Genomic DNA, 24,663 nt, shown 5'->3' on the forward strand with positions numbered 1-24,663 from the left:
CAGCTTCATTAATGCTGTTTCTGACCCGCCAACTCAGCCAAACGGACAATCACTTCCACCGATTGCGCCATAATATTCAGTGACGCGAACTCATGTTTGCCGTGGTAGTTATAGCCGCCGGTAAACAGGTTTGGACAAGGTAAACCTTTCCAGGAGAGTGATGATCCGTCCGTTCCACCACGAATCGGTTTTACGTTCGGCTCAATGCCACAATCACGCATGGCCTGCAGCGCCAGATCAATAATGTGGGGAAACGGCTCGACTTTCTCACGCATGTTGCGATAGCTGTTGGTGATATCGACCTTCACTGAGCAATCCGGATGCAAACCCTGGCTTATCTGCTGAGCGATCTGTTCCAGCACCTGTTTGCGCTGCTCAAAGCTTTCGGTATCAAAATCACGAATGATGTACAGCAGCTCGGCATTTTCTACCGTGCCTTTCATCTGGTGCAGGTGATAGAAACCTTCGTAGCCTTCGGTATATTGCGGCTTCTCTTTAGCCGGCACCGCCTGATGAAACTGCGTGGCTAACTCCAGCGCATTGACCATGACGCCTTTCGCTGAGCCGGGATGCACATTATTGCCCGTGATTTTTACCGTCGCCGAGGCCGCGTTAAAGTTTTCATACTCAAACTCACCCAGATCGCTGCCGTCCACGGTATACGCCCAATCGGCGGCAAAGCCCTCTACATCAAAGTAAGACGTTCCACGGCCAATCTCTTCATCTGGGGTAAAGGCCACGCGAATCGCACCGTGTGGAATATCCCCTTTTGTCAGGCGCGCCATTGCGGTCATGATTTCTGCAATACCCGCTTTATCATCGGCACCCAGCAAGGTTTTGCCGTCGGTGGTGATTAACGTGTGCCCTGTTAGTTTATGCAGCACCGGGAACATAACCGGTGACAGCACTTCATCACCATTACCCAACGCAATATCGCCGCCGCGGTAGTTTTCAATGATTTGCGGATTGACGTTTTTTGCCGTGTAGTCTGGCGAAGTATCCATATGCGAAATAAAGCCAATGACCGGCGTTGGCCAGTCAACATTAGCGGGCAGCGTGCCCATGACGCAGCAGTGATCGCTAAGCGTGACATCAACAAAACCCAGCGCCAGTAACTCCTCCTGTAATTGCCGTGCCAGTGTCCATTGGCCTTCACTGCTGGGCACCTGACGCGCCTGCGGTTTTGCCTGGGTTTCCACTGCCACATAACTTAAAAAGCGCTCAAGTAACTGTTCCATTTGCCATCCTTAAGAAATTGCCGTCGGTTATTATTAACGGACCAGCCAGACGCCAGGTTGCGTCAAATCATTATCAAACAGGTTAACGCTGTCTAGGCTGTTTCGGGAAGTCAACATGCACAAAATCTTGTTGAAAAGCGCATTTATTGCGGCAAGTCTCGCAACATGTTCACCTTACTCAGTTTTATCGCTTTTGAGGGGCGGCAAAACATGGCATTGCGTCTTTTTTCAGGTATCATCCCGCCCTCCTTGCTGGCTGGTCGTGTTATGCGGCTATGCTGTTACCTGTTCGCCCTTTGACAGACTGAGACTAAAATGACGCAAACACGCGCACACCAGGCGCTGGTTACGCTTTCTGGCATCAGTAAAGCTTTCGATGGCAAATCCATCATTGAAGATTTCAACCTGACGATTCGTCACGGTGAGTTTATCACTCTGCTCGGCCCGTCTGGCTGCGGCAAAACGACCATTTTGCGCCTGATTGCCGGGCTGGAAGAAGCCGACAGCGGTCGCATCACCTTAGACAATCACGACATCACAGATACACCGGCAGAGCATCGCCACGCTAACACGGTGTTTCAAAGTTATGCCCTGTTTCCGCACATGTCGGTATTCGAGAACGTCGCCTTTGGTCTGCGCATGCAGAAAACGCCCGAAGCCGAGATAACCACACGGGTTAACGCGGTGCTGGCCATGGTTCAGCTGGATGCGTTTGCCGATCGCCGCCCTCATCAATTATCAGGTGGCCAGCAGCAGCGTGTTGCTATCGCTCGCGCCGTCGTGAATCGCCCGAAAGTCTTGCTGCTGGACGAATCCCTGTCGGCGCTGGATTACAAATTGCGCAAGCAGATGCAGAACGAATTGAAAGCTTTGCAGCGTAAACTGGGTATCACCTTTGTTTTCGTGACGCACGATCAGGAAGAAGCGCTGACCATGTCCGATCGTATTGTGGTGATGCGCGATGGTAAAATTGAACAAGACGGCACACCGCGAGAGATTTACGAAGAGCCTAAAAACCTGTTTGTCGCCCGCTTTATAGGCGAAATTAATGTCTTCGACGCTGAAGTTATCGCCAGCGAAAACGCGCCGCGCGTGCGTGCGCGCGTAGAAAGTCGCGAATGCGATATCCATTGTCCTTTCCCGGTGCAGCCCGGCGACAAACTGCATGTCATGCTGCGCCCAGAAGATTTGCGCGTTGAAGAGATTCACGACGACAGTATGTTTGAAGGGCTGATCGGTTATGTACGTGAACGCAACTACAAAGGGATGACGCTGGAATCCACCGTTGAGCTTGAGAATGGCAAACTGGTCACTGTGAGCGAATTTTTCAATGAAGACGATCCTGACTTTGACCACTCGCTGAATCAAAAGATGGCAGTGAATTGGGTCGCAAGCTGGGAGGTAGTGCTGCCGTATGAAACTGATGCGTAATCGTTTCCAGAAGAGCGTTATCGCGCTGATCGTCGGTTGGTTGGCGCTGTTCGTTTTCTTGCCTAACCTGATGATTTTTGTCACCAGCTTTTTAACCCGTGACGATGCGCATTTTGTCAGCATGGTATTTACCTTCAGTAATTACACGCGCTTACTTGATCCCTTGTATGCCGAAGTGCTGCTGCACTCGCTGAATATGGCGTTTATCGCCACCGCCTTCTGTTTGTTGCTGGGTTATCCTTTCGCCTGGTGTCTGACTAAATTGCCTGCACGCCTGCGTCCGCTGATGCTGTTTCTGTTGATCGTGCCCTTCTGGACCAATTCCCTGATTCGTATTTACGGCCTGAAAATTTTTCTCAGCACTCGCGGCTGGCTCAACGACTTTCTGCTCTGGATCGGGGTAATCGATAAGCCATTTCGCATTATGTACACCTCGGAAGCGGTGATCTTGGGTCTGGTCTATATCCTGCTGCCGTTTATGGTGCTGCCGCTCTACTCCAGCCTGGAAAAACTCGATAGAAGTTACCTGGAGGCGGCACGCGATTTAGGTGCCAGCAAGCTGCAAACTTTTTTCCGCATTATCTTGCCGCTGACTATGCCGGGCATTGTCGCAGGCTGCTTGCTGGTATTGATTCCGGCAATGGGGCTATTTTATGTCGCCGATTTAATGGGCGGCGCGAAAAATCTGCTCATCGGTAACATCATAAAAAGCCAGTTCCTGAACATTCGCGACTGGCCTTTTGGCGCAGCCACCAGCATCGTGATGACGCTTTTAATGGGGCTGTTGCTGCTGATTTACTGGCGCGTAGCGCGCCTGCTGAATAAAAAGGCGGAACTGGAATGATGGCTCGCCTGCTACGCGGCGGTTTTATGACCGTTATCTACGCCTGGTTTTATATCCCGATTGTGATTTTGATCGTTAACTCATTTAACGCCTCACGTTTCGGTATCAACTGGCAAGGTTTCAGTACGCAGTGGTACAGCCTGCTGATGAACAATGACAGCCTGATTCAGGCAGCACAGCATTCGCTGATAATGGGCGTGCTCTCTGCCAGCTGCGCCACGCTTATTGGCTCGCTAACCGCCGTCGCGCTTTATCGCTATCGCTTTCGCGGTAAACCGTTTGTCAGCGGCATGTTGTTTGTCGTGATGATGTCACCTGACATCGTGATGGCTATTTCGCTGCTGGTGCTGTTTATGTTATTGGGTATTTCGCTTGGCTTCTGGTCGCTGCTGTTTTCCCATATCACCTTCTGCTTACCCTTTGTGGTGATTACCGTCTATTCGCGGCTCAAAGGATTTGATGTACGGATGCTGGAAGCCGCAAAAGATTTGGGTGCCAGCGAAACCACTATTTTACGTAAAATTATTCTGCCGCTGGCGATGCCTGCGGTTGCGGCTGGTTGGCTGCTGAGCTTTACCCTGTCGATGGATGACGTGGTGGTTTCGTCGTTCGTCACCGGACCAACATTTGAAATTTTGCCACTGAAAATTTACTCAATGGTCAAGGTGGGCGTATCACCTGAAGTGAATGCACTCGCCACAATTTTGATGCTGCTTTCGTTGCTGTTAGTCGCTGGCAGCCAATGGTTGCTGCGTGACAAAACTAAAACCTAAAGGGGAATAATGATGATGAAATGGTCTCACTGGCTGGCGGCTGGGGCGCTGGCGTTGAGTGTGCAAGGCGCGCAAGCGGACGATAGCAAAACGCTCTACTTCTATAACTGGACTGAATACGTGCCGCCGGGACTGCTGGAGCAGTTCACTAAAGAGACCGGCATCAAAGTGATTTATTCTACCTACGAATCCAATGAAAGCATGTATGCCAAGCTTAAAACGTGGAAAGACGGCGCGTATGATTTAGTGGTGCCCTCAACCTATTTCGTCGCAAAAATGCGTAACGAAGGCATGCTACAAAAGATTGATAAGTCACAGCTAACCAATTTTAAAAATCTGGATCCAAACCTGCTGAATAAGCCTTTTGATCCGAACAATGATTATTCCATTCCCTATATTTGGGGTGCGACGGCAATCGGTCTTAATTCAGACGAGATTGATCCGAAAAGCGTCACAAGCTGGGCTGATTTGTGGAAACCAGAGTATAAGCAAAGCCTGTTGCTGACCGATGATGCCCGCGAAGTGTTTCAAATGGCGCTGCGCAAACTCGGGTATTCCGGTAATACTCGCGATCCTAAGCAGATCGACGCCGCTTACCAAGAATTAAGAAAATTGATGCCAAACGTCCTGGCGTTCAACTCCGATAATCCGGGCAATCCTTATATGGAAGGCGAAGTGAATCTGGGCATGATTTGGAACGGTTCCGCTTATGTGGCTCGCCAGGCTGGCACACCGTTGCAGGTTATTTGGCCGAAAGAAGGCGGGATTTTCTGGATGGACAACCTGGCGATTCCAGCGAACGCCAAAAATAAAGAGGCCGCACTTAAGCTGATTAACTTCCTGCTTCGCCCAGAAGTTGCAGCAAAAGTCGCCGAAACCATTGGTTATCCAACCCCTAACCTTGAAGCCAAAAAGTTGTTGCCAAAAGCCGTCGCAGAGGATGCATCGCTTTATCCCTCTGCTGAGGTGATCAAAAAGGGTGAATGGCAGAATGACGTGGGTGATGCCAGCATCCAGTACGAAACGCTGTTTCAGAAGTTGAAGGCAGGTCGTTAATGCTCACGGGCGGCAGCGCTGCCGCCCTGTTATTGACTGCTTATTTGTATAAGCCACGTAACAGCGTATGCACAAATTCAGGCACCACTTCACTGGCTAAGCCGTAATGGCTTTCGGCAAATTCGTTGCCAACCTGGCTTGGCTCCAGATTCAGCTCAACGGTATGCGCACCCTGCAGTTTGGCTTCATGCACAAATCCTGCTGCCGGATAAACATGCCCTGACGTGCCGATAGCGATAAACATATCCGCGTTTTCCAGCGCCTGATAAATCTCTTCCATGCCGATGGGCATTTCCCCGAACCACACCACATGAGGACGCAGCACTGAAGGGAACTGGCAGCAAGTACAGCGATCCTCTGCGGTGACATCACCGGTCCATTCGATGACCTGCCCGCTGGTAGCACAGCGCACTTTCAGCAATTCGCCATGCATATGCAACACGCGTGAATTACCCGCACGTTCATGCAGGTTGTCGATATTCTGCGTTACCAGAAAAAAGTTATCGCCTAATACCTGCTCCAGTTCAGCTAACGCAATGTGCGCAGCATTTGGCTGGATTTCAGGCTGCTGCAGTTGGTCACGGCGTTCATTATAGAAACGTTGTACCAGAGCCGGATCGCGTCGAAAACCTTCCGGCGTCGCAACATCTTCAACCCGATGCTCTTCCCACAACCCGTCGGCGGCGCGAAAAGTACGAATACCCGATTCCGCTGAAATGCCAGCGCCCGTCAGAACCACCACATGCGGCAGAGGATGTGCAGCCATTTCAGCCTGACGATCGCGCTCAAAAATGCGTTGGCGAAAGCGTTGATGCACCTTTCTCCGGGTCTTTTTGAGTCGGGCGAGTCGTAAGCGTCGACGTGGTGTGCGCATAAAGGCTCCTTGTGCAGCGGCTTCGGCGAGCCGCTATAAACAAATTTTGGGGCTTATAAGCCCGATAATAACGGTTGCGCATGACAGCGCTATGCTGCTGAGCCTGAAAATGTGCGCGGCGCGCAGATTCATTCTGGCGCGCCGCATCTTTCAGGCCTTTATTGTCCGCTCAAAACCCGCGCCGGGTCGATGCGGCTGGCGCGTCTTGCCGGATACCAGCTGGCGACCAGACTTAATATAATCGCGGTTATCAGCACCGAGAACACATCTATCCAGTGCAGTTCAGACGGCAGAAAATCGATAAAGTAAATGTCACCGGCCAAGAGATGATGACCGGTTATGTTTTCCAGGCCGCGTACCAGCGAGGTTAAATTCAACGCCACCAGCACGCCAACCACGACTCCACTCACGCTGCCGAGCAGTCCCGCCAATAAACCGTACCAGATAAAGATGGCGCGAATCAGTCGATCTTTTGCACCCAACGTTCGCAGCACGGCGATATCACTGCTCTTGTCTTTCACCGCCATCACCAGCGTGGAAACGATATTAAAGCAGGCGACGCCGATAACCAGCACCATCGCCAGATACATGATGGCGCGAATCATTTGAATATCGCGATACATATAGCCGTACGTACCGATCCAGCTTTTGATATAGACATACGAATGCGTGGCTTCACCCGCATCGCGGACCAGCTTCACGGCCTTAAACGGATCATCCATTTTCAACGCGATGCCAGAAACGTTTTCACCCATATCAAGGTACTTTTGCGCATCCGCTAACGGCACCAGCGCCAGGCTGTGATCCAACATGCCGCTGAGCTGTAAAATACCGCTAACCTGCAGGCGCACACGCTTGGGCTGCGACAGTTTGTTGTCGCCATCATTATTGGGGATCATGATGGTGATCCAACTGCCCTGCTTCACATTAAGCGATTTTGCGATGCCACCGCCTAAGATGATTTGCTGTTTACCTGCCGCAAACGTCGACCACTGATTGTCAGCCACAAAACGTGGCAGCGCACTTAAACGTGGTTCCTGAGCAGGATCCACGCCTTTTACCTGCAGCGCCTGAAGTTTTGCGCCGCTTTCAATCAAGCCGGTAAAATTGACGTAAGGCGCGGCGGCGGCAATACCGGGAACCTGTTCGATGGGTGCAATCATTGACTGCCAACGCTGAAATGGCTGGTTGACCGCCTCAATTTCACCGTGAGGAACCACGGCCAAAATACGGTTATTGAGTTCACGCTCGAACCCGTTCATCGCGCTCAAGCCGATAATTAATACTGCGACACCCAACGCAATGCCGATGGTGGAGATCACCGAAATCAGCGATACCATGCCGCCGCGACGTCTGCCACGGCTAAAACGTAGCCCCAACAGCAGCGATAACGAAGAACCCATTACACCGCTCCTGAAAAGATCAGTTGATCGCTCAACTGTCCGTCACGCATTTCCATCTGGCGCGTCATGCGTTTAGCTAAATGGAGATCGTGCGTCACCACCAGAAAGGCTGTGCCTTGACGCACATTCAGTTCGCCCAACAGTTCAAAGATAGCGTCAGCGTTACGTGCATCAAGGTTACCGGTAGGTTCGTCAGCCATTACCAGACGCGGGTTATTCACCAGCGCACGCGCGATAGCCACGCGCTGGCGTTCACCACCCGATAATTCAGAGGGGCGATGGCTCGCACGATGTGCAAGTCCTACCGCTTTCAGCATTTCATGCGCACGCGCTTGCGCTTCTGCTTTGTGGATTTTGCCAATCAGAAGTGGCATCGCAACGTTTTCCAGCGCACTAAAATCTGGCAGAAGATGGTGAAACTGATAGATAAACCCTAATTCGCGGTTACGCAGTTCAGCTTTGGCTGACGACGACATTTCGTTGAGTGATTTACCCTCGAACACGACATCGCCCGAGGTGGGCGCATCCAGGCCGCCCAGCAGATGCAGCAGCGTACTTTTGCCGGAACCGGAGCTGCCAACAATAGCCATCAGTTCGCCCGGTTGCAGGTTAAAAGTCACATTGCGCAGCACATCCGTCTGCACGCTGCCTTCCTGATAGCGTTTGCACAGATCGCGACACTGCAACAAAGGAGAATTACTCATAACGTAAAGCCTCAGCGGGTTGTACGGCGGCAGCGCGCCAGGAAGGATAAAGCGTAGAAAGCAGCGCAACGACCATGGCGCAGAAAGCGATGGTCACCACTTGCCATAAATTGATATCAACCGGCAGCGCTGCGCCATCCAGGAACAGGCCAATCACTGGCATCAGGTTATTTAACTGGCTGGCAAGCAGCACGCCGAGCAAGGTACCCAACAGCGTACCGATGATGCCAGCGCTGGCACCCTGCACCATAAACACCGCAACGATTTGACGGCGCGTTAAGCCTTGGGTTTGCAGAATCGCCACTTCACCCTGCTTCTCCATGATTAACAAGCCGAGCGAAGTAATAATGTTAAAGGCGGCGACAGCAATGATCAGGCTCAACAGCAGCCCCATCATGTTTTTCTCCATGCGTACGGCCTGGAACAGATCACCTTTACGCTCGCGCCAGTCTTTCCATACCATGCCTTCCGGCAGGGTTTGCTGACTCAAACTGTCAACCTCCAGCGGTTTATCCAGCCAGAGACGCCAACCGGTAACATTGCCCGCCGGATAGCGCATCACGCGTGACGCGTCTTGTTGATTCACCAGAATTTGGTAGCCATCGACTTCACTATTGGCTGCATACGTGCCGGCAACGGTAAAGATACGCTGGCTTGGCACGCGCCCCATCGGCGTGAACTGGCTGACTGAAGGCACCATCAAACGCAGCTGATCGCCGCGCTTAACGCCCAGCTGGTTGGCCAGCTGTTCACCCAGAATCACGTTGTACTGCCCCGATTTCAGCACGCTTTGCTGCGTGTTGACCAGATAAGGTGTCAGCGGATCTTTTTCCTCGGGGGTGATACCTAACATCACCCCAACCGAGACACTGTGTGCACTCTGTAGCACCACATCTGAAGTCGTTAACGGCGCAACGCGGCTAACGCCCTGTAGCTTAAGCTGGTCGGGAGGTTGCTGTTGCGGATTGATGCTGCCTTTTTGGCTGGTGACCAATGCTTGCGGCATCAGCCCGAGAATATTGCCTTCCAGCTCTCGCTCGAAGCCGTTCATCACCGATAGCACGGTGACCAACGCCAATACACCGAGCGTAATGCCAATAGTAGAAAGCCAGGAGACAAAGCGACCGAAGCGATCCGATGCTCGTCCGCGCATATAGCGCAGACCGATAAATAGCGCGACTGGTTGATACATGGAATCCAATGTGCGGTTGCCTGAAAATGAGTAGTGGGATGATAAAGGAGCCGCTTGCTTTATGAAACCTCTAACCCTCTGAGTCTGCGGCAAAGTTGCGTCAGAATACGTCATCAGCAACGTTCATCGGCAGGAATGCGACAAAAAGATGATGCTAATTGTACGATTATCCGGCAGCGGGTGCGGTAGACTACAATCAGATAGACGATAAGAGGTTAAATATCGCGCAGACGTAAAGAGGTAGCGACCATGTTCAAATTTCCCAAAGGCAGTATTGTTAAACACAAATCAGGGGAGATCAGAGGCGAAGTCGTTAACGTCTTTGAGCAAGGAGATGCGCCAACCGGATACTACGTGAAGTGGGACGACGGCAATCACAGTTATCACCTTGAGCGTGATCTGTGCTGGGCCAATGTTGACCGCCCGCGTATGCACTACACACAGCAATCTACAAAATAAAGCCCATTCAGAGGCTACGCGGCACTAAAATTGTGCCGCAGAGGTGATCCCCTTGGCGTAATATGGAATGATTACGCCTTGGTAAAAATGGAGAAACCTCGAGATCCCATGTCCGAACAGACTCGCTATACCCTGCCCGTAAAATCCGGTGATACGCGCCAGCTCGGTCAGCTGATCGGCGCCGCGCACGCGGTCGAGTGTGCCAACATCGCCGAGCGTCATGCTGGCCCAGTGCTGATGATTACGCCGGATACACAAACCGCCTTGCGTTTACTGGATGAAATCCGCCAGTTTACTGACTTGCCGGTTAGCCATCTCGCTGATTGGGAAACGCTGCCTTACGATAGCTTCTCGCCGCATCAGGACATTATCTCGGCTCGGCTTTCCACGCTTTATCAATTACCGACCTTGCAGCGCGGCATGCTGATTCTTCCAGTCAACACGCTGATGCAGCGCGTGTGTCCGCACAGCTTCTTGCATGGCCACGCTTTGGTGATGAAACAAGGGCAAAAACTGTCGCGCGATCGCCTACGCGATCAGTTGGAACAAGCCGGTTATCGTCACGTCGATCAAGTCATGGAGCATGGCGAATACGCCACGCGCGGTGCGCTGCTTGATCTGTTTCCGATGGGCAGCGAACAGCCTTATCGCATCGACTTCTTCGATGATGAAATCGACAGCCTGCGTCTGTTTGACGTTGATAGCCAGCGCACGCTCGAAGCGGTGCCGGAAATCAACCTGCTGCCCGCACATGAGTTTCCCAGCGATAAAGCCGCGATTGAACTGTTCCGCAGCCGCTGGCGTGAAATTTTTGACGTACGCCGTGAACCGGAACATATCTATCAGCAGGTGAGTAAAGGCACCTTCCCCGCCGGTATCGAATATTGGCAGCCGCTGTTTTTTGATCAGCCTTTGCCTACGCTGTTTAGCTATTTGCCGGATAACACGCTGCTGGTTAACTGTGGCGATCTGGAAGGCAGCGCCTCACGTTTCTGGCAAGACGCCAATGCGCGCTATGAGAATCGCCGTGTTGATCCGATGCGCCCGCTGCTTGAGCCCGTCACGCTTTGGCTGCGCCCGGATGCACTGATGGGCGAGCTAAAAAGCTGGCCGCGTGTGCAAATGACCAACGATGAGTTACCCGAAAAAGCCGCGAATACCAATCTTGGTTATCAGCCCCTTCCCGATTTAACCGTGCAGGCCCAGGCCAAAGCGCCGCTGGACCATCTACGCCAGTTTTTGGAGCAATTCCACGGTGCGGTAACGTTCTCGGTAGAGAGTGAAGGTCGTCGCGAAAGTCTGCAAGAGCTGTTGGCTCGCATCAAACTTCGGCCGCAGCCGGTACATCGTCTTGATGAAGCGGGTGAAGAGCGCTACACCTTTATGATTGGTGCCAGTGAACGTGGTTTTATTGATACGCAAGGCCATCGTGCGCTGATCTGTGAAGGTGATCTGCTTGGCGAGCGCGTCAGTCGCCGCCGCCAGGATACACGTCGCACCATTAATCCTGACATCCTGATTCGTAACCTGGCTGAACTGCATCCGGGTCAACCGGTGGTGCATCTGGAGCATGGCGTGGGCCGTTATATTGGCTTGACCACGCTTGAGGCGGGCGGCATTCAGGCCGAATATCTGATGCTCTCTTATGCCAACGACGCCAAACTCTATGTCCCGGTTTCATCGCTGCATCTCATTAGTCGTTACGCCGGTGGCGCAGACGAAAATGCGCCGCTGCACAAATTAGGCAGCGATGCCTGGTCACGTGCGCGACAAAAAGCGGCGGAGAAAGTACGCGATGTGGCGGCTGAGTTGCTGGATATTTATGCCCAACGCGCCGCCAAAACAGGCTTCGCCTTCAAGCACAACCGCGATCAATATCAGCTGTTCTGTGAAGCTTTTCCTTTTGATACGACGCCCGATCAGGCACAGGCCATTAATGCGGTATTAAGCGACATGTGTCAGCCGCTGGCCATGGATCGTCTGGTTTGCGGTGATGTTGGGTTTGGTAAAACCGAAGTCGCGATGCGTGCGGCGTTTCTGGCGGTTGAAAACAACAAGCAGGTCGCGGTGCTGGTGCCCACCACGTTACTGGCTCAGCAGCATTATGATAATTTCCGCGATCGCTTTGCTAACTGGCCAGTACGCATTGAAATGCTTTCACGTTTCCGTACTGCCAAAGAGCAAGCACAGGTGTTAGAACAAGCCAGTGAAGGCAAAATCGATATCCTGATCGGTACGCATAAATTATTGATGACTGACTTGAAATGGCGTGATTTAGGTCTGTTAATCGTTGATGAAGAGCACCGCTTTGGTGTGCGACATAAAGAGCGCATCAAGGCGATGCGTGCAGATGTCGATATTTTGACGCTCACCGCCACACCGATTCCGCGTACCCTGAATATGGCCATGAGCGGGATGCGCGATCTGTCGATCATTGCAACGCCTCCTGCACGTCGTTTGGCAGTGAAAACTTTTGTGCGTGAGTTTGACAATTTAGTGATTCGCGAGGCGATCCTGCGTGAAGTGCTGCGTGGTGGACAGGTTTATTATCTCTATAACGACGTCGAAAATATCGAAAAGGCCGCACAGCGCTTGACTGAACTCGTCCCGGAAGCACGCGTCGCCATTGGCCATGGTCAAATGCGCGAGCGCGATCTGGAACGGGTGATGAATGATTTCCATCACCAGCGTTTTAATGTGCTGGTCTGTACCACCATTATTGAAACCGGTATCGATATTCCAACGGCTAACACCATTATCATTGAGCGTGCAGATCATTTCGGTTTGGCTCAACTGCACCAGTTGCGTGGTCGCGTCGGACGATCGCACCATCAGGCTTACGCCTGGCTGATGACGCCGCCGCCCAAAGCGATGACCACCGATGCCAAAAAGCGTCTCGAAGCCATTGCTTCGCTAGAAGATTTGGGAGCTGGTTTTGCACTTGCCACCCACGATTTAGAAATTCGTGGCGCGGGCGAGTTGCTGGGTGAAGAGCAAAGCGGGCAAATGGAAACCCTGGGCTTCTCGCTCTATATGGAGTTGTTAGAGAATGCCGTGGATGCGCTGAAAGAGGGCCGTGAGCCGTCGCTTGAGGATTTGACCAACAATCAGACCGAAGTCGAGCTGCGCATGCCTGCCCTGCTGCCGGAAGAGTTTATCCCGGATGTGAATACCCGCTTGTCACTCTACAAGCGCATTGCCAGCGCCGAAGACGAATCTGAGCTGCAAGAATTGAAGGTTGAGATGATTGACCGCTTTGGCTTGTTACCCGATCCGGCGCGAAATCTCCTTGATATCGCCGCATTGCGGCTTAATGCGCGAACGCTGGGCGTGCGTAAAATCGAAGCCAGCGACAAAGGCGGCTTCTTTGATTTCGCTCCGCAAAACAGCGTAGATCCAGCATGGCTGATTAGCTTATTGCAGAAAGATCCCAAGCAGTGGAAGCTTGATGGCCCAACGCGTCTACGCTTTACCCGTGAGCTGGCAGAGCGCAAGGTTCGTATGGAATGGGTGCAGGGATTCGTGGCGCAGCTGGCGCAGAACCGGGCTTAATGTTGAAAGGGACTGATTCACATTGCTCGGAGTAATATCTGATGTGAAACAAAAAAAAGCGCATCATCCCTGATGCGCTTCTCTTATTGTTTGCTGTGTGGCCGCTAACGCGGCAAATCTTTGCCCAATCAAGCCTGATCGTTGTTAAGAATCAGCTGGCCATTACGGTCGAGTGGAATACGCGTACCAGGATCGTTTTCCGTGCGGATTTTGCCCTGTTGATTGCCTATTTTATAGGTCACGTCATATCCCAGCATTTTTTCTTGCTTGTCATAAACCGTTTTGCAGCGCTGTTCCGTGGTGGTGTAAGTATCACGGTTTTGCATTCCGGCCTGAACCTGATTGCCTGCGTAACCGCCTGCAACCGCACCTGCTACGGTTGCGACATCCTTACCGCGACCGCCACCGAACTGGTGACCTAAAACGCCCCCCGCGACTGCACCTAACACTGAGCCCGCAATACGGTTATCATCCTGCACCGCACGACGATGAGTCAGCGTTACGTTGCGACATTCCTTGCGCGGCTGTTTGATGCTTTCTTTAATTGGCGTTGCTGACAGCACCTGCGCATATTGCGGCCCGCGGTCAAACACGTTCATACCCGCTACGGCGGCAACACCCAGCGCCGCTGCCACACCAATACCGATACCCGCTAACATTGATTTATTCACAGGAAGTTCCTCCTGAAAGTGTTACCGCGCATTCCTGCCGCTGTCGCATCCTTCACAGCAGAGGCCTAACTCGGCGTGCGCGACCCGCCGTGTTTGTTGAATGAAGTTTTACAGATGGACCGAAATTGCAACATCAGATAAATGGAGGAAATCTATACAAGAGCCTTCAGGTCCAGCTTTTAGGAGAGTTCCGAACGAGGCGGGAAAGCGCTGATCTCAACATAGAAATGAAATTTTCTAGTTTTAAATCAGCGCAATAGCAATATGAAAGGCGGTAAGCCGCCTTATCATCTTAATGCAGCTTGAGGCGTGGACGTATAACGCGGTTGATACTGCCTACTAACATCATCAGACCCGTTTTGAAGTATCCGTGGAGCGCAATCTGGTGCATACGATATAAGGAAATGTAGACAAAACGCGCAATGCGTCCTTCTACCATCATCGATCCACGCATCAGGTTACCCATCAGGCTTCCGACCGTACTGAACCGCGACAGTGATACCAGCGAACCGTGATCTTTATAGACATAGGCTTTCAAGGGCTTGTTATTGCGCTGCGCCAGAATATTTTCCATCGCACGTGAAGCCATTTGGTGTGCAGATTGTGCACGTGGTGGCACAAACCCACCGGATGGCAACGCACAGGAAGCACAATCGCCGATGGCATAAATATCATCGTCCAAGGTGGTTTGCAGCGTATCTTTTACCACCAGCTGATTAATGCGGTTGGTTTCCAACCCACCAATCTCTTTCATGAAGTCAGGCGCTTTGATTCCTGCCGCCCATACCATCAGGTCCGCTTCGATATATTCGCCGCCTTTGGTATGCAGACCTTTTTTGTCGGCACTGGTCACCATGGTTTGCGTCAGCACGCGTACGCCAAGCTTGGTCAACTCTTGGTGCGCCGCTGCCGAAATACGCGGCGGCAAGGCAGGAAGAATACGTTCGCCCGCCTCGACCAGCGTCACGTTCAGCGCTTCACTGCCCAAACCTTTGTAGCCATAACTGTGTAATTGCTTAACCGCATTGTGCAACTCGGCAGAGAGCTCAACGCCGGTTGCACCGCCACCGACAATGGCAATATTGACCTGTCCGGTCTGACCTTCGCTTGCAGAGAATTTCAGGAACAGGTTAAGCATTTCATTATGGAAACGACGTGCCTGATGCGGGTTGTCGAGGAAAATACAGTGATCTTTTACGCCCGGCGTGCCGAAATCATTTGAGGTGCTGCCCAGCGCCATCACCAAAGTGTCGTAAGGCACTTCGCGCTGTGGAACCAGCACTTCACCTTGTGCATCCAGCACTTCTGCCAGAGAGATAACCTTCTTCTCGCGGTTGATGTCGGTTAAGGAACCAAGCTGGAACTGGAAGCCATGATTGCGGGCGTGTGCCAAATAACTCAGCGCATCGATCCCTTCATCCATTGAGCCAGTCGCCACTTCATGCAGCAGCGGTTTCCATAAATGACTGTGATTGCGGTCGACCAAAATGATCTCGGCTTTGTTCTTTCGGCCCAATTTATGGCCAAGCTGAGTTGCCATTTCAAGACCGCCGGCGCCACCTCCGACGATGACAATTTTCTTAATAGATGTAGTCAACAATGACCCCCTCAAATTGTGAACCAATAGTTAATCAATGGTTAAATTAAACCTTAATAAACATAGGGTTGGCGAAGTTAAAATCGCTATCTGAAGGCAGAATAACATGCTGCGAAGTGCGGGGCACAGCAAAATTGATTTACATCAAATTTATGAGCTAAAACTCAGAATATTACGCATAAAATCAAGGCACCTGAGAGGCGCCTTAACTATTAACCTAATGTTTTAAAAGCTTTTATTCGCTGAAGATGGGGAGAGATATTCTTAAATTTATGGCCTTCATTTTCATCCCACACAATTTCATAAAAGGGATGCAGCACCTGCGCGGTGCGTTGACCATCAAGCGCTTCATCTTTGCGTGACAAAATAGCTAAACAGCGATCACGGTTTTTCTCACGGAAGTCGCTTACACACTTGGTAGCAATATCTTCATACTCTTCAGGACGATCAATTTTCCCTTCCATGTTTTCATAAGGGAAAAGATTGGGATTGAAGATTACCTGCCGGATACCACATAAAAAGCCAATGCGTTCAGACCAATAGCCACCCAGCCCCACGCCGCAGATCAATGGACGATCGTCATCACACAACGTGATCATTTTGTCCGTCTCTTTTAGCAGAAACTGCATGTCATGTTTAGGATGACGCGTGCTGTAACTGATCATTCGCACATCGGGATCGATGAATTGCAGTTGCAGCACTTTTTCGTGATTGCCCGGGCTATTGGAATCAAAACCGTGCAGATAAATAATCATGGTTTTCCTCAACGTGATGATGCGCCGGGCTGTGAATTTACCTCGACGCTTTATGAGCCAGCCAGCGCTGCTGTAACGAACTCAACTGCTGTGCATTGTTTTTCCAGCGCGAGCTCGCTTGCAAACTTTGGCGAGTAAACGTTCCTCGATGGTACAGCTGAGAGACACGCTCAGCTTCGATCACGGTCAAACTATCCAGCACACTGATAGCGCCCTGACGCTGATTACACACCAAAATCATATCGCAACCTGCAGACAACGACTGCTGTGCCCGTTCAGGATAGCTCCCCATCACCGCTGCCCCTTCCATCGATAAATCGTCGGAAAAGATGACCCCCTCAAAACCCAGCTCTTTGCGCAGCACGGTTTTTAGCCAATATGGCGAACCGCTGGCAGGCAAATCGTCGATTTCAGTATAAATAACGTGAGCGGGCATAATGGCATCAAGCGCCTGCTCAGTAATCAGGGTACGAAATATCGCCATATCGTGCTGTCGCAACGTAGCTTCATCGCGCGGATCGCGTGGGGTCTCTTTATGCGAGTCGGCACTCACGGCACCATGTCCTGGAAAATGCTTGCCGGTGGTTTTCATTCCCGCTTCATGCATACCAGCAATAAAGCGACGCGCCACGGCTAGCGCAATCTCAGGATCTTCATGGAAGGCGCGATCACCAATGGCCGCACTGATATGCCCAATGTCCAGAACGGGCGCAAAACTGATATCAATGTCTAAAGCGATCATTTCTGCGGCCATTTGCCAGCCCGCCTGCTGTGCCAATTCACCGGCGGTTTGCCTGTCATGCAGCGCAGCGAAAGATTGCATCGCAGGTAATTGAGTGAATCCTTCACGGAAACGTTGGACGCGACCGCCTTCCTGATCTACTGCAACCACTAATCGCGTATGTGAAGCTGCGCGAATTTGCCGCACCAGCTCTGCAAGCTGGGCAGGATCGTGGTAATTGCGGGCAAACAAAATCAGCCCGCCCACTAAAGGATGTTTGAGAATTTCGCGTTCTTCTGCATCCAGCTCGTAACCTTCCACGTCCAGCATCAGCGGACCGGGTAAATGTGTAGTCATGACCTAAATCCTGTGACTTTACGCAATCAGCATAAAGCGATTAAATCTGTTCCCAGCTCTCACGAGCCATCTGTTGCAAAGCTTTTTCGCCGCTTTGCTCGGCGCGTAACTGATACCAACTAGCCATGAGTAAACGCAGCCATGGCTGCCAGTGGTTTACCTGCCGTTGTAGCTGCGCACAGGGTAATTGCGCGGCTTGTGCATAGGTTGTTAACCAACGAAGCTGTTGCGTGGGATCGGCAGCGCATACCGCTGCCAGTTCCAGTGCGATATCACCATCAGCTGCATATTCCCAATCGATAAGATGCAGACCTTCGTGCGCCACAATGATGTTTCCGGCATGAACATCCATGTGAAGCGGGGCTAATCGCAGCGGCGAAGGTTCGCCAATCCGCGTTAAGCGTTGAAGCGCTTGCAGCCAGGGCAGATTGCGCTGGCGACAAAGCTGCCAGTATTGCCACAACAGTGGCAAGAGTTTGAGGCGATAACCGGTTAACGGCTGCTGATGCAAATGCCGTAACAGCGCAACGATTTGTGGCACATGTAGAGAGAATGCCTCAGGTTTCATCGCTTCGCCCTGCTGCCAGGCTAACAATAGGCCATATCGATCACCTGCCAGCGGTTTGGCCGTTAAACCGCCAGCGTGCAGCCTGTTCAAAAGGCGATATTCACGTTGACGATCGACAAACGGGATGTCAGGCTGCGGCGCAGGGCGTGCTATAAACTTTCCCTGCGCGCATTCAATGACTTGGCTTTGTCCGGTTAACCCCGCTAGCGGGGTCACACGCGCCAGAGCACTCTCACCTAAATGGCGGGCAATCATCCGCTGCATTGCAGAATTAATTCTGAGCGACGCCGTTGCCAGACCAGATAATTTCGCCGGTTTGCACCAACATCAACTGCATCTGTAGCGTTGGCGTTTTCACATCACCCTGCGCGTTGCTGTACAACACATATTGCGCATTAAGGTAACGCGCCAGGCCAATCGCCTTACTGCGCGAATTTAAGCTATCGTCTGCCGGCAATCCCAGCGTCTGTTTCGCTTGGGTAATTTGATCGGAAGAGACCAGCGTATATTTGCCATTGTTATTCAATGCATTTTGAATCGAATCGGTGGCTTTTTCACTTTGCAGTGCGCCATTGGTGCTGTTTTTAATGCGATCCACCAGCAATACGCTGCCGGCTTCAGGGCCTGCGGCATTCAGCATCTGCGCAACCAGTGGCTGCACGCTGGCATCCCAGTTGATGGTTTTAAGCTTTGGCGGCTGCGGGATCGGTTGCGGTTGCGGAATCGGTTCCGGCGCAGGAACAGGCTGAGTCGGCTCAACGGGTTGAGTCGGTTCAACCGGAGCAGGCTGTTGCTGTTTCACCACACAACCTGTAAGAATGAGCGCCATCAGTAGCACTCCAGTACGATTTACACTGCGAATCACGTAACAGTCCTCAGAGATAAAGATAGAGACGAACCTTGCTGGCGGTCAGGTTGCCGAGTTGAGAAGTAACAGCAAGGCTACTAAGTGGCGGAACCGTAACGGTTTGAGCCGGTTCTTGCGGCGTGATTTCCAACCCTTTTTCGTCATACCAATAATAACGATAGTGCACAATCACCGGTGTTTCGCGTTGATTATAGAGCACGCTACTGGCACGTTTCTGGCCATCCTCTTCGTCAAGCTTAGGATCATCAGTAATGATGCCTGCCGACAGCACCGCAGACTCCATCACCAGCGATTGCGAGGTGTCAATCATCGGTTTGTCGCTGCTGCAGCCAGCAAGGCTGAGCAAGAACGGCAGGCTGATTAGCCATTGGCGCATAGCACGTTTCCGTTCAAAGGATCAGTTAGAAAGCATTGGGCCAAGCGGTTCACCACCCAGCAGATGCATATGGATATGATAAACCTCCTGCCCGCCATGTTTATTGCAGTTAACGATTAGGCGGTAGCCATTCTCATCAATGCCTTCATCACGCGCAATTTTAGCCGCAGCCGTAAACATGCGACCCAACGCGTGCTCGTGGGCTTCGGTGACATCGTTAGCAGTAGGAATTAATACGTTAGGAACAATAAGAACATGCGTGGGTGCTTTAGGTGAAATATCACGGAACGCCGTGACCAACTCATCCTGATACACCACATCAGCGGGGATTTCGCGACGAATAATTTTACTGAAAATCGTTTCTTCAGCCATGATGCAATTCCTTTAGCCTGAGTCGTAATCAATCAGTATGCGGGACAAATTTGTTTTCTTTCAACCTCAGGACCACTTTTATTGGATTGATTGCCTGCCTTTAAACCATTTCTTCGCTCTACCTTCTCACTTGCAACGCCACCCACGCTTCTGGTGCGTAATCGCCCACAAAAATGAAACACTGTTTTATAAATTAGAATTTAATCGTCCTTTTCTTTGTTATTTTGCCAAGTCCACGTAAGAGGTTGCCAAATCGCGAAGGTTTGCCCGCGCTGACGGCTCTACTTTCTAACCAATCCGAGAAAGAAGTCCGGAACGATGAAGGATGTACAGACTTTTACATACAAGGAGCACCCGTGATGCGCTCACGTAAAATTGGTCTTGGTCACTATCTGGCCTACGGCTCCGGAGATTTTCTCGGAGCGGGCACCACGGCGCTGACCGCCGCCTGGCTGTTATACTTTTACACCACCTTCTGCGGCTTAACGCCTATTGAAGCGACCCTGATCTTTGCCGCAGCACGCGTGCTCGATGCGGTAATCAGCCCATTAATGGGATTCCTGACGGATAACTTTGGCTCAACCTGGCTAGGTAAACGTTTTGGCCGTCGCAAATTCTTTATCATGCTGGGTATTCCGTGTGTCTTTAGCTACAGCCTGATGTGGATTAGTGACATGAACTTCTGGTGGTACCTCTGTACCTACCTGCTGTTCGACATGGTTTACACCATGATTTTGGTACCTTACGAAACGCTGGTGCCAGAAATGACGGATGACTTCAAACAAAAAACCCGTTTTTCAGGTGCTCGTATCGCACTGGCTCAGCTTTCAGCAATTCTTGCCGCCTTCCTGCCGGGCATTTTGTTGGGTGCGCTAGGCAAAGATAATCCTCAATCCTTTTTCTACGCCAGTTTGGTCTTCTCAGTGATTTGCGCAGTGGTACTAACACTGGTGTGGCTCTTTACCTGGGAACGCGATGCGAGTGATTTTTCTGAAGAATCACGACGTGCAGAAGAAGAGAAGCAAAGCCTGACGTTGATGCAGAGTCTGAAGCGCTTATATGTTGAACTGGCTTCAACGCTGCGCATTCGTATTTTCCGTCAGCATCTTGGTATGTACCTTGGTGGTTACATCGCGCAGGACGTGTTTAATGCCGTCTTTACCTGGTATGTAGTGTTTGTGCTGATGCAAAGTGCGCAAATTGCCTCCAATTTAATGGGTACTATGGCAGTTCTGCAGTTTATTGCGGTAATGGGGATGATTCCGCTCTGTATCCGTATGGGACCGGCACCCGCTTACCGATTGGTGGTAGTGCTGTTTGGTCTTGCAGCGCTTTCATACGCAGGCCTGTGGTACGCCGGCATGAACGATAACTTCTCGTTACTGCTACTGATTTCAGCCGTAGCCGGTTTGGGCCGTGGCGGTATCAATTACGTTCCCTGGAATACTTATACCTATATCGCCGATGTTGATGAGGTGATCACCGGTCAGCGTCGTGAAGGTATCTTCGCCGGTATTATGACATTAACGCGTAAGGCCTCTCAGGCCGGTGCGGTGATGTTTGTCGGTATCGTTCTGCAATTGTCTGGCTTTGTATCGGGACAAGCAACCCAGGTGCCTGGCGTCAGCCATACCATTTTAGCGATTCTCAGTATTGGTACGGTCTGTGTATTGGCCTGCGGCTTCCTCGTCTCTTTGCGTTTCAAGCTCAACCTGCAGACACATACTGTGCTGCGTGAAGAAACGCTAAAAATGCGCGAAGCGAATCGCGTAGTACCTGAAGGCATCACGCCTGAAGCACGCCAGATTGTCGAAACACTGGCTGGCATGCCTTACGAAAATTTATGGGGCAATAACAACATTGGTTTTCTCAATCGAGATAAGCCCGCTGCCCCGCCGCTGCCCAATCAGCGTGCTGTACTTTCCCCCTTGACCTCGACGTTAAAAAGATAGGAATGAACCATGACTGTATTTCCTGTGAAACAAAGCGCCCTGTTGCGTCAACCTGAACATTTGCTGCCACGCAGCGAACTGGTGCAGCTGATCCAAAAATTGACGCAAAATTTAGTCAACATCACCGATGAAACGGGCGAATTTTTATTGCGCCTTGATGATGGCCGTGTGATTGATACCAAAGGCTGGGCGGGTTGGGAGTGGACACATGGCATCGGCCTGTACGGCATGCTGCACTATTATCAGCAGACGGGCGATCAACAGACGCTGAAGGTAATCGATGACTGGTTCGCCGAAAGACTGGCTGAAGGCACGCCAACAAAAAACGTGAATACTGTTTGCCCGTTCCTGACGCTCGCCTACCGCTACGAGGAAACTGGCAATGCAGCCTGGCGGCCTGTACTGGAGCGTTGGGCTGAATGGGTGATGTATGAAATGCCGCGCACTGAGCAAGGTGGCCTGCAACATATCGTTTATAACAACGAGAATCATCAACAGTTGTGGGACGACACGTTGATGATGAGCGTGATGGCTCTGGCAAAAATCGGTCAACTGCTTAATCGTGAAGAGTGGGTTGAAGAAGCCAGCTATCAGTTTTTGCTGCATACCCAATACCTGATGGATCGTCAAACTGGACTCTGGTTTCACGGCTGGAGCTTTGATGGCCGCCATAATTTTGCTAATGCGCGCTGGGCGCGTGGAAATAGCTGGTTAACCATTGTCATTCCTGACTTTTTGGAGATGATGAACTGGCCGGAACACCATGCTACACGTCGGTTTTTACAGCAGGTGTTGGAAAGTCAGGTAAAAGCATTACGAACCTGCCAACACAGCAGCGGCTTGTGGCCAACCTTACTTGATGATCCTGAGAGCTATCCAGAAGCCTCGGCTACGGCTGGATTCGCCTATGGCATTCTCAAAGCGGTGCGTAAACGTTACTTACCGGCTGAGTATGGCGAAATGGCGGAAAAAGCGTTGCGTGGCGTGATCGCCAATATCGATGATGCAGGTGAATTGAAACAGGTCTCATTTGGTACGGCGATGGGGAAAGACCTGGATTACTATCGCAACGTACCGCTGACTTCAATGCCTTATGGTCAGGCAATGGCGCTGCTTTGTCTGACTGAATATCTGCGCGTTTACCTGTAAACAGCAGGCATAAAAAAAGCCCCAATCGGGGCTTTTTTCTTTTCCAGCTTTTATAAGCTGCGGATGTAATCATCCATATCCGTTTTCAGGTTATCGGATTTAGTTCCGAAAATGGCCTGAACGCCTGAGCCTGCAATCACTACGCCACGGGCGCCAAGGTTTTTCAGCTCAGTTTGGTCAACTTTCGTGACATCCGCCACGCTGACACGTAAACGCGTAATACAGGCATCAAGGTTAGTGATGTTCTCTTTACCACCAAACGCTGTCACCAATTTACCCGCCATTTCAGTGCCGGTTGCCGAAGACTGCTCGCTGAGCGTTTCTTCGCGGCCTGGCGTTTTAAGGTTCAGTTTAGCGATCAACACGCGGAACACGGTGTAGTAAATCAGACCGTAAATAATACCGATAATAGGGAACAGCCAGATTTTGCTGCTGTTGCCGCTCAGTACCACAAAGTCGATTAAACCGTGTGAGAAGCTGGTGCCGTCACGCATGCCGAGCAAAATACAGATTGGGAATGCCAGACCCGCCAGGATAGCGTGGATAACATACAGAATCGGCGCCACGAACATGAACGAGAACTCGATCGGTTCGGTGATACCTGTCAGGAACGAGGTCAGCGCAGCGGAGATCATGATGCCGCCCACTTTAGCGCGGTTTTCCGGCTTGGCTGAATGCCAAATCGCAATCGCTGCCGCAGGCAAGCCATACATTTTGAACAGGAAGCCGCCAGAAAGTTTACCTGCAGTTGGGTCACCTGCCATATAGCGAGGAATGTCGCCATGGAAGACCTGACCGGCTGCGTTGGTGAATTCACCAATTTGCATCTGGAAAGGAACGTTCCAGATATGGTGCAAACCAAACGGCACCAATGCGCGCTCAACTACGCCATAGATACCAAAAGCCACAACTGGGTTTTGATATGCCGCCCATTGCGAGAAGGTTTGAATCGCTGTACCGACAGGAGGCCAGATAAAAGAAAGTACGATACCCAAGGCGATAGCCGTTAAGCCGGAGATAATCGGTACAAAACGTTTACCGGCAAAGAAGCCAAGATATTCAGGCAGTTTGATGCGATAAAAGCGGTTGAACATGTAGGCGGCAATGGAACCCGCGATAATCCCGCCTAATACCCCAGTATCCGCGAGATGCTTGGCCTCAATCTCTGCCGCAGGCAGATGAAGCACCAATGGCGCCACCACCGCCATGGTTTTCACCATGATGCCGTAAGCCACCACTGACGCTAGCGCAGAAACGCCATCATTGTTGGTAAAGCCAAGTGCAACGCCAATCGCAAAAATCAGTGGCATGTTGGCGAATACCGATCCGCCCGCTTCTGCCATGACATGCGAAACCACGGCAGGTAACCAGCTAAAATTAGCCGAACCAACCCCTAATAAAATACCGGCAATCGGCAGAACAGATACCGGTAGCATGAGCGATTTACCGACCTTTTGAAGGTTGGCAAAAGCATTTTTAAACATAGCCTGAAGCTCCTGAGTATGAGTGCGTTTTCGCGCAGTGCGCGTGGCAAAGAGGGAGGATTCTTTACCGGTTGGCGTTATACGCCTTTGATTTATTACGAAGGGTAAAATAAATCACTAACGGGTACTTTGACGGCTATCACGTTTCCAGAAACAGACCGCTCTGCTTTAAGGAATTTCTTACTGACTCGCGCGGATTATAGGCGATAAAAAGCTGGCCTTGTCACAATTTTCAAGGCCAGCCTGGCGTGATACAGATTAATTACA

22 protein-coding genes are annotated in these 24,663 nt (G+C 51.4%); 8 read left to right on the forward strand and 14 right to left on the reverse strand.

All coding sequences use genetic code 11. The features are described from left to right. Positions 1-8: 8 nt before the first annotated feature. The gene (pepT, locus tag MUG06_RS06935) at positions 9-1,238 is read right to left on the reverse strand and encodes a peptidase T (RefSeq protein ID WP_215847047.1); all 1,230 of its coding nucleotides are present in this window, start codon (positions 1,236-1,238) and stop codon (positions 9-11) included. 315 nt (positions 1,239-1,553) lie between these two features. On the opposite strand from pepT, the gene potA reads away from it, so the two are divergent. Genes potA through potD form a run of 4 tightly spaced genes read left to right on the forward strand, consistent with a single transcriptional unit; the run spans position 1,554 to position 5,342 of the window. Continuing rightward, a complete protein-coding gene (gene potA / locus MUG06_RS06940; protein ID WP_243078142.1) occupies positions 1,554-2,669 on the forward strand; it encodes a spermidine/putrescine ABC transporter ATP-binding protein PotA in 1,116 nt (371 codons plus the stop codon). Continuing rightward, on the forward strand, positions 2,662-3,513 hold the full coding sequence (gene potB / locus MUG06_RS06945; RefSeq protein WP_215848296.1) for a spermidine/putrescine ABC transporter permease PotB: 852 nt from the start codon (positions 2,662-2,664) through the stop codon (positions 3,511-3,513). Before potA ends, potB begins: the two co-directional genes overlap by 8 nt. Next, the gene (potC, locus tag MUG06_RS06950; RefSeq protein ID WP_243078143.1) at positions 3,510-4,286 is read left to right on the forward strand and encodes a spermidine/putrescine ABC transporter permease PotC; all 777 of its coding nucleotides are present in this window, start codon (positions 3,510-3,512) and stop codon (positions 4,284-4,286) included. The genes potB and potC overlap by 4 nt, the downstream gene beginning before the upstream one ends. Positions 4,287-4,298: 12 nt before the next feature. Beyond that, positions 4,299-5,342 (forward strand): spermidine/putrescine ABC transporter substrate-binding protein PotD, encoded by a 1,044-nt coding sequence (gene potD / locus MUG06_RS06955; protein ID WP_243078510.1) that lies wholly within the window; start codon positions 4,299-4,301, stop codon positions 5,340-5,342. 40 nt (positions 5,343-5,382) lie between these two features. Here potD and cobB read toward each other — a convergent pair whose 3' ends face one another. From cobB to lolC, 4 genes are all read right to left on the reverse strand, one after another. After that, entirely contained in the window at positions 5,383-6,216 is an 834-nt protein-coding gene (gene cobB, locus MUG06_RS06960) for a Sir2 family NAD+-dependent deacetylase (RefSeq protein ID WP_243078144.1), read from the reverse strand. A 158-nt stretch (positions 6,217-6,374) separates the two neighbouring features. Next, positions 6,375-7,619, reverse strand: a complete 1,245-nt coding sequence (gene lolE / locus MUG06_RS06965; RefSeq protein WP_215847051.1) for a lipoprotein-releasing ABC transporter permease subunit LolE — start codon at positions 7,617-7,619, stop codon at positions 6,375-6,377. After that, a complete protein-coding gene (lolD, locus tag MUG06_RS06970) occupies positions 7,619-8,323 on the reverse strand; it encodes a lipoprotein-releasing ABC transporter ATP-binding protein LolD (RefSeq protein ID WP_243078145.1) in 705 nt (234 codons plus the stop codon). The genes lolE and lolD overlap by 1 nt, the downstream gene beginning before the upstream one ends. Next, the gene (lolC, locus tag MUG06_RS06975) at positions 8,316-9,515 is read right to left on the reverse strand and encodes a lipoprotein-releasing ABC transporter permease subunit LolC (RefSeq protein WP_215847053.1); all 1,200 of its coding nucleotides are present in this window, start codon (positions 9,513-9,515) and stop codon (positions 8,316-8,318) included. Before lolC ends, lolD begins: the two co-directional genes overlap by 8 nt. 249 nt (positions 9,516-9,764) lie before the next feature. On the opposite strand from lolC, the gene MUG06_RS06980 reads away from it, so the two are divergent. Together MUG06_RS06980 and mfd are read left to right on the forward strand one after the other, a co-directional pair. After that, positions 9,765-9,974, forward strand: a complete 210-nt coding sequence (locus MUG06_RS06980; protein ID WP_215847054.1) for a hypothetical protein — start codon at positions 9,765-9,767, stop codon at positions 9,972-9,974. 108 nt (positions 9,975-10,082) lie between these two features. Beyond that, the gene (mfd, locus tag MUG06_RS06985) at positions 10,083-13,526 is read left to right on the forward strand and encodes a transcription-repair coupling factor (RefSeq protein ID WP_243078146.1); all 3,444 of its coding nucleotides are present in this window, start codon (positions 10,083-10,085) and stop codon (positions 13,524-13,526) included. Positions 13,527-13,654: 128 nt separating this feature from the next. Here mfd and MUG06_RS06990 read toward each other — a convergent pair whose 3' ends face one another. From MUG06_RS06990 to hinT, 8 genes are all read right to left on the reverse strand, one after another. Next, entirely contained in the window at positions 13,655-14,197 is a 543-nt protein-coding gene (locus MUG06_RS06990; RefSeq protein WP_243078147.1) for a glycine zipper 2TM domain-containing protein, read from the reverse strand. A gap of 292 nt (positions 14,198-14,489) precedes the next feature. Beyond that, on the reverse strand, positions 14,490-15,794 hold the full coding sequence (locus MUG06_RS06995) for an NAD(P)/FAD-dependent oxidoreductase (protein WP_215847056.1): 1,305 nt from the start codon (positions 15,792-15,794) through the stop codon (positions 14,490-14,492). 212 nt (positions 15,795-16,006) lie between these two features. Then, the gene (gene ycfP / locus MUG06_RS07000; protein ID WP_243078148.1) at positions 16,007-16,549 is read right to left on the reverse strand and encodes an alpha/beta hydrolase YcfP; all 543 of its coding nucleotides are present in this window, start codon (positions 16,547-16,549) and stop codon (positions 16,007-16,009) included. A gap of 37 nt (positions 16,550-16,586) precedes the next feature. Continuing rightward, the gene (gene nagZ / locus MUG06_RS07005) at positions 16,587-17,627 is read right to left on the reverse strand and encodes a beta-N-acetylhexosaminidase (protein WP_243078149.1); all 1,041 of its coding nucleotides are present in this window, start codon (positions 17,625-17,627) and stop codon (positions 16,587-16,589) included. Between the two features lie 40 nt (positions 17,628-17,667). After that, positions 17,668-18,459, reverse strand: coding sequence for a thiamine kinase (gene thiK, locus MUG06_RS07010; protein ID WP_243078150.1), 792 nt, complete (start codon positions 18,457-18,459; stop codon positions 17,668-17,670). A gap of 7 nt (positions 18,460-18,466) precedes the next feature. Beyond that, positions 18,467-19,060 (reverse strand): penicillin-binding protein activator LpoB, encoded by a 594-nt coding sequence (gene lpoB / locus MUG06_RS07015; RefSeq protein WP_215847058.1) that lies wholly within the window; start codon positions 19,058-19,060, stop codon positions 18,467-18,469. Positions 19,061-19,070: 10 nt separating this feature from the next. Next, complete coding sequence (locus tag MUG06_RS07020) at positions 19,071-19,439, reverse strand: DUF1425 domain-containing protein (RefSeq protein ID WP_215847059.1); 369 nt, start codon at positions 19,437-19,439, stop codon at positions 19,071-19,073. 21 nt (positions 19,440-19,460) lie between these two features. Beyond that, the gene (hinT, locus tag MUG06_RS07025; protein WP_215847060.1) at positions 19,461-19,811 is read right to left on the reverse strand and encodes a purine nucleoside phosphoramidase; all 351 of its coding nucleotides are present in this window, start codon (positions 19,809-19,811) and stop codon (positions 19,461-19,463) included. Between the two features lie 359 nt (positions 19,812-20,170). Between hinT and MUG06_RS07030 the strand changes: the two genes are divergently transcribed. Next, on the forward strand, positions 20,171-21,763 hold the full coding sequence (locus MUG06_RS07030) for an MFS transporter (RefSeq protein ID WP_243078151.1): 1,593 nt from the start codon (positions 20,171-20,173) through the stop codon (positions 21,761-21,763). A 9-nt stretch (positions 21,764-21,772) separates the two neighbouring features. Continuing rightward, on the forward strand, positions 21,773-22,912 hold the full coding sequence (locus MUG06_RS07035) for a glycoside hydrolase family 88 protein (protein ID WP_215847062.1): 1,140 nt from the start codon (positions 21,773-21,775) through the stop codon (positions 22,910-22,912). A gap of 50 nt (positions 22,913-22,962) precedes the next feature. Here MUG06_RS07035 and ptsG read toward each other — a convergent pair whose 3' ends face one another. Further along, positions 22,963-24,396 (reverse strand): PTS glucose transporter subunit IIBC, encoded by a 1,434-nt coding sequence (ptsG, locus tag MUG06_RS07040; RefSeq protein WP_243078152.1) that lies wholly within the window; start codon positions 24,394-24,396, stop codon positions 22,963-22,965. Positions 24,397-24,663 lie beyond the last annotated feature (267 nt).

It is taken from the genome of Pantoea sp. MQR6, from assembly GCF_022761075.1.
Lineage (GTDB): Bacteria > Pseudomonadota > Gammaproteobacteria > Enterobacterales > Enterobacteriaceae > Pantoea > Pantoea phytostimulans.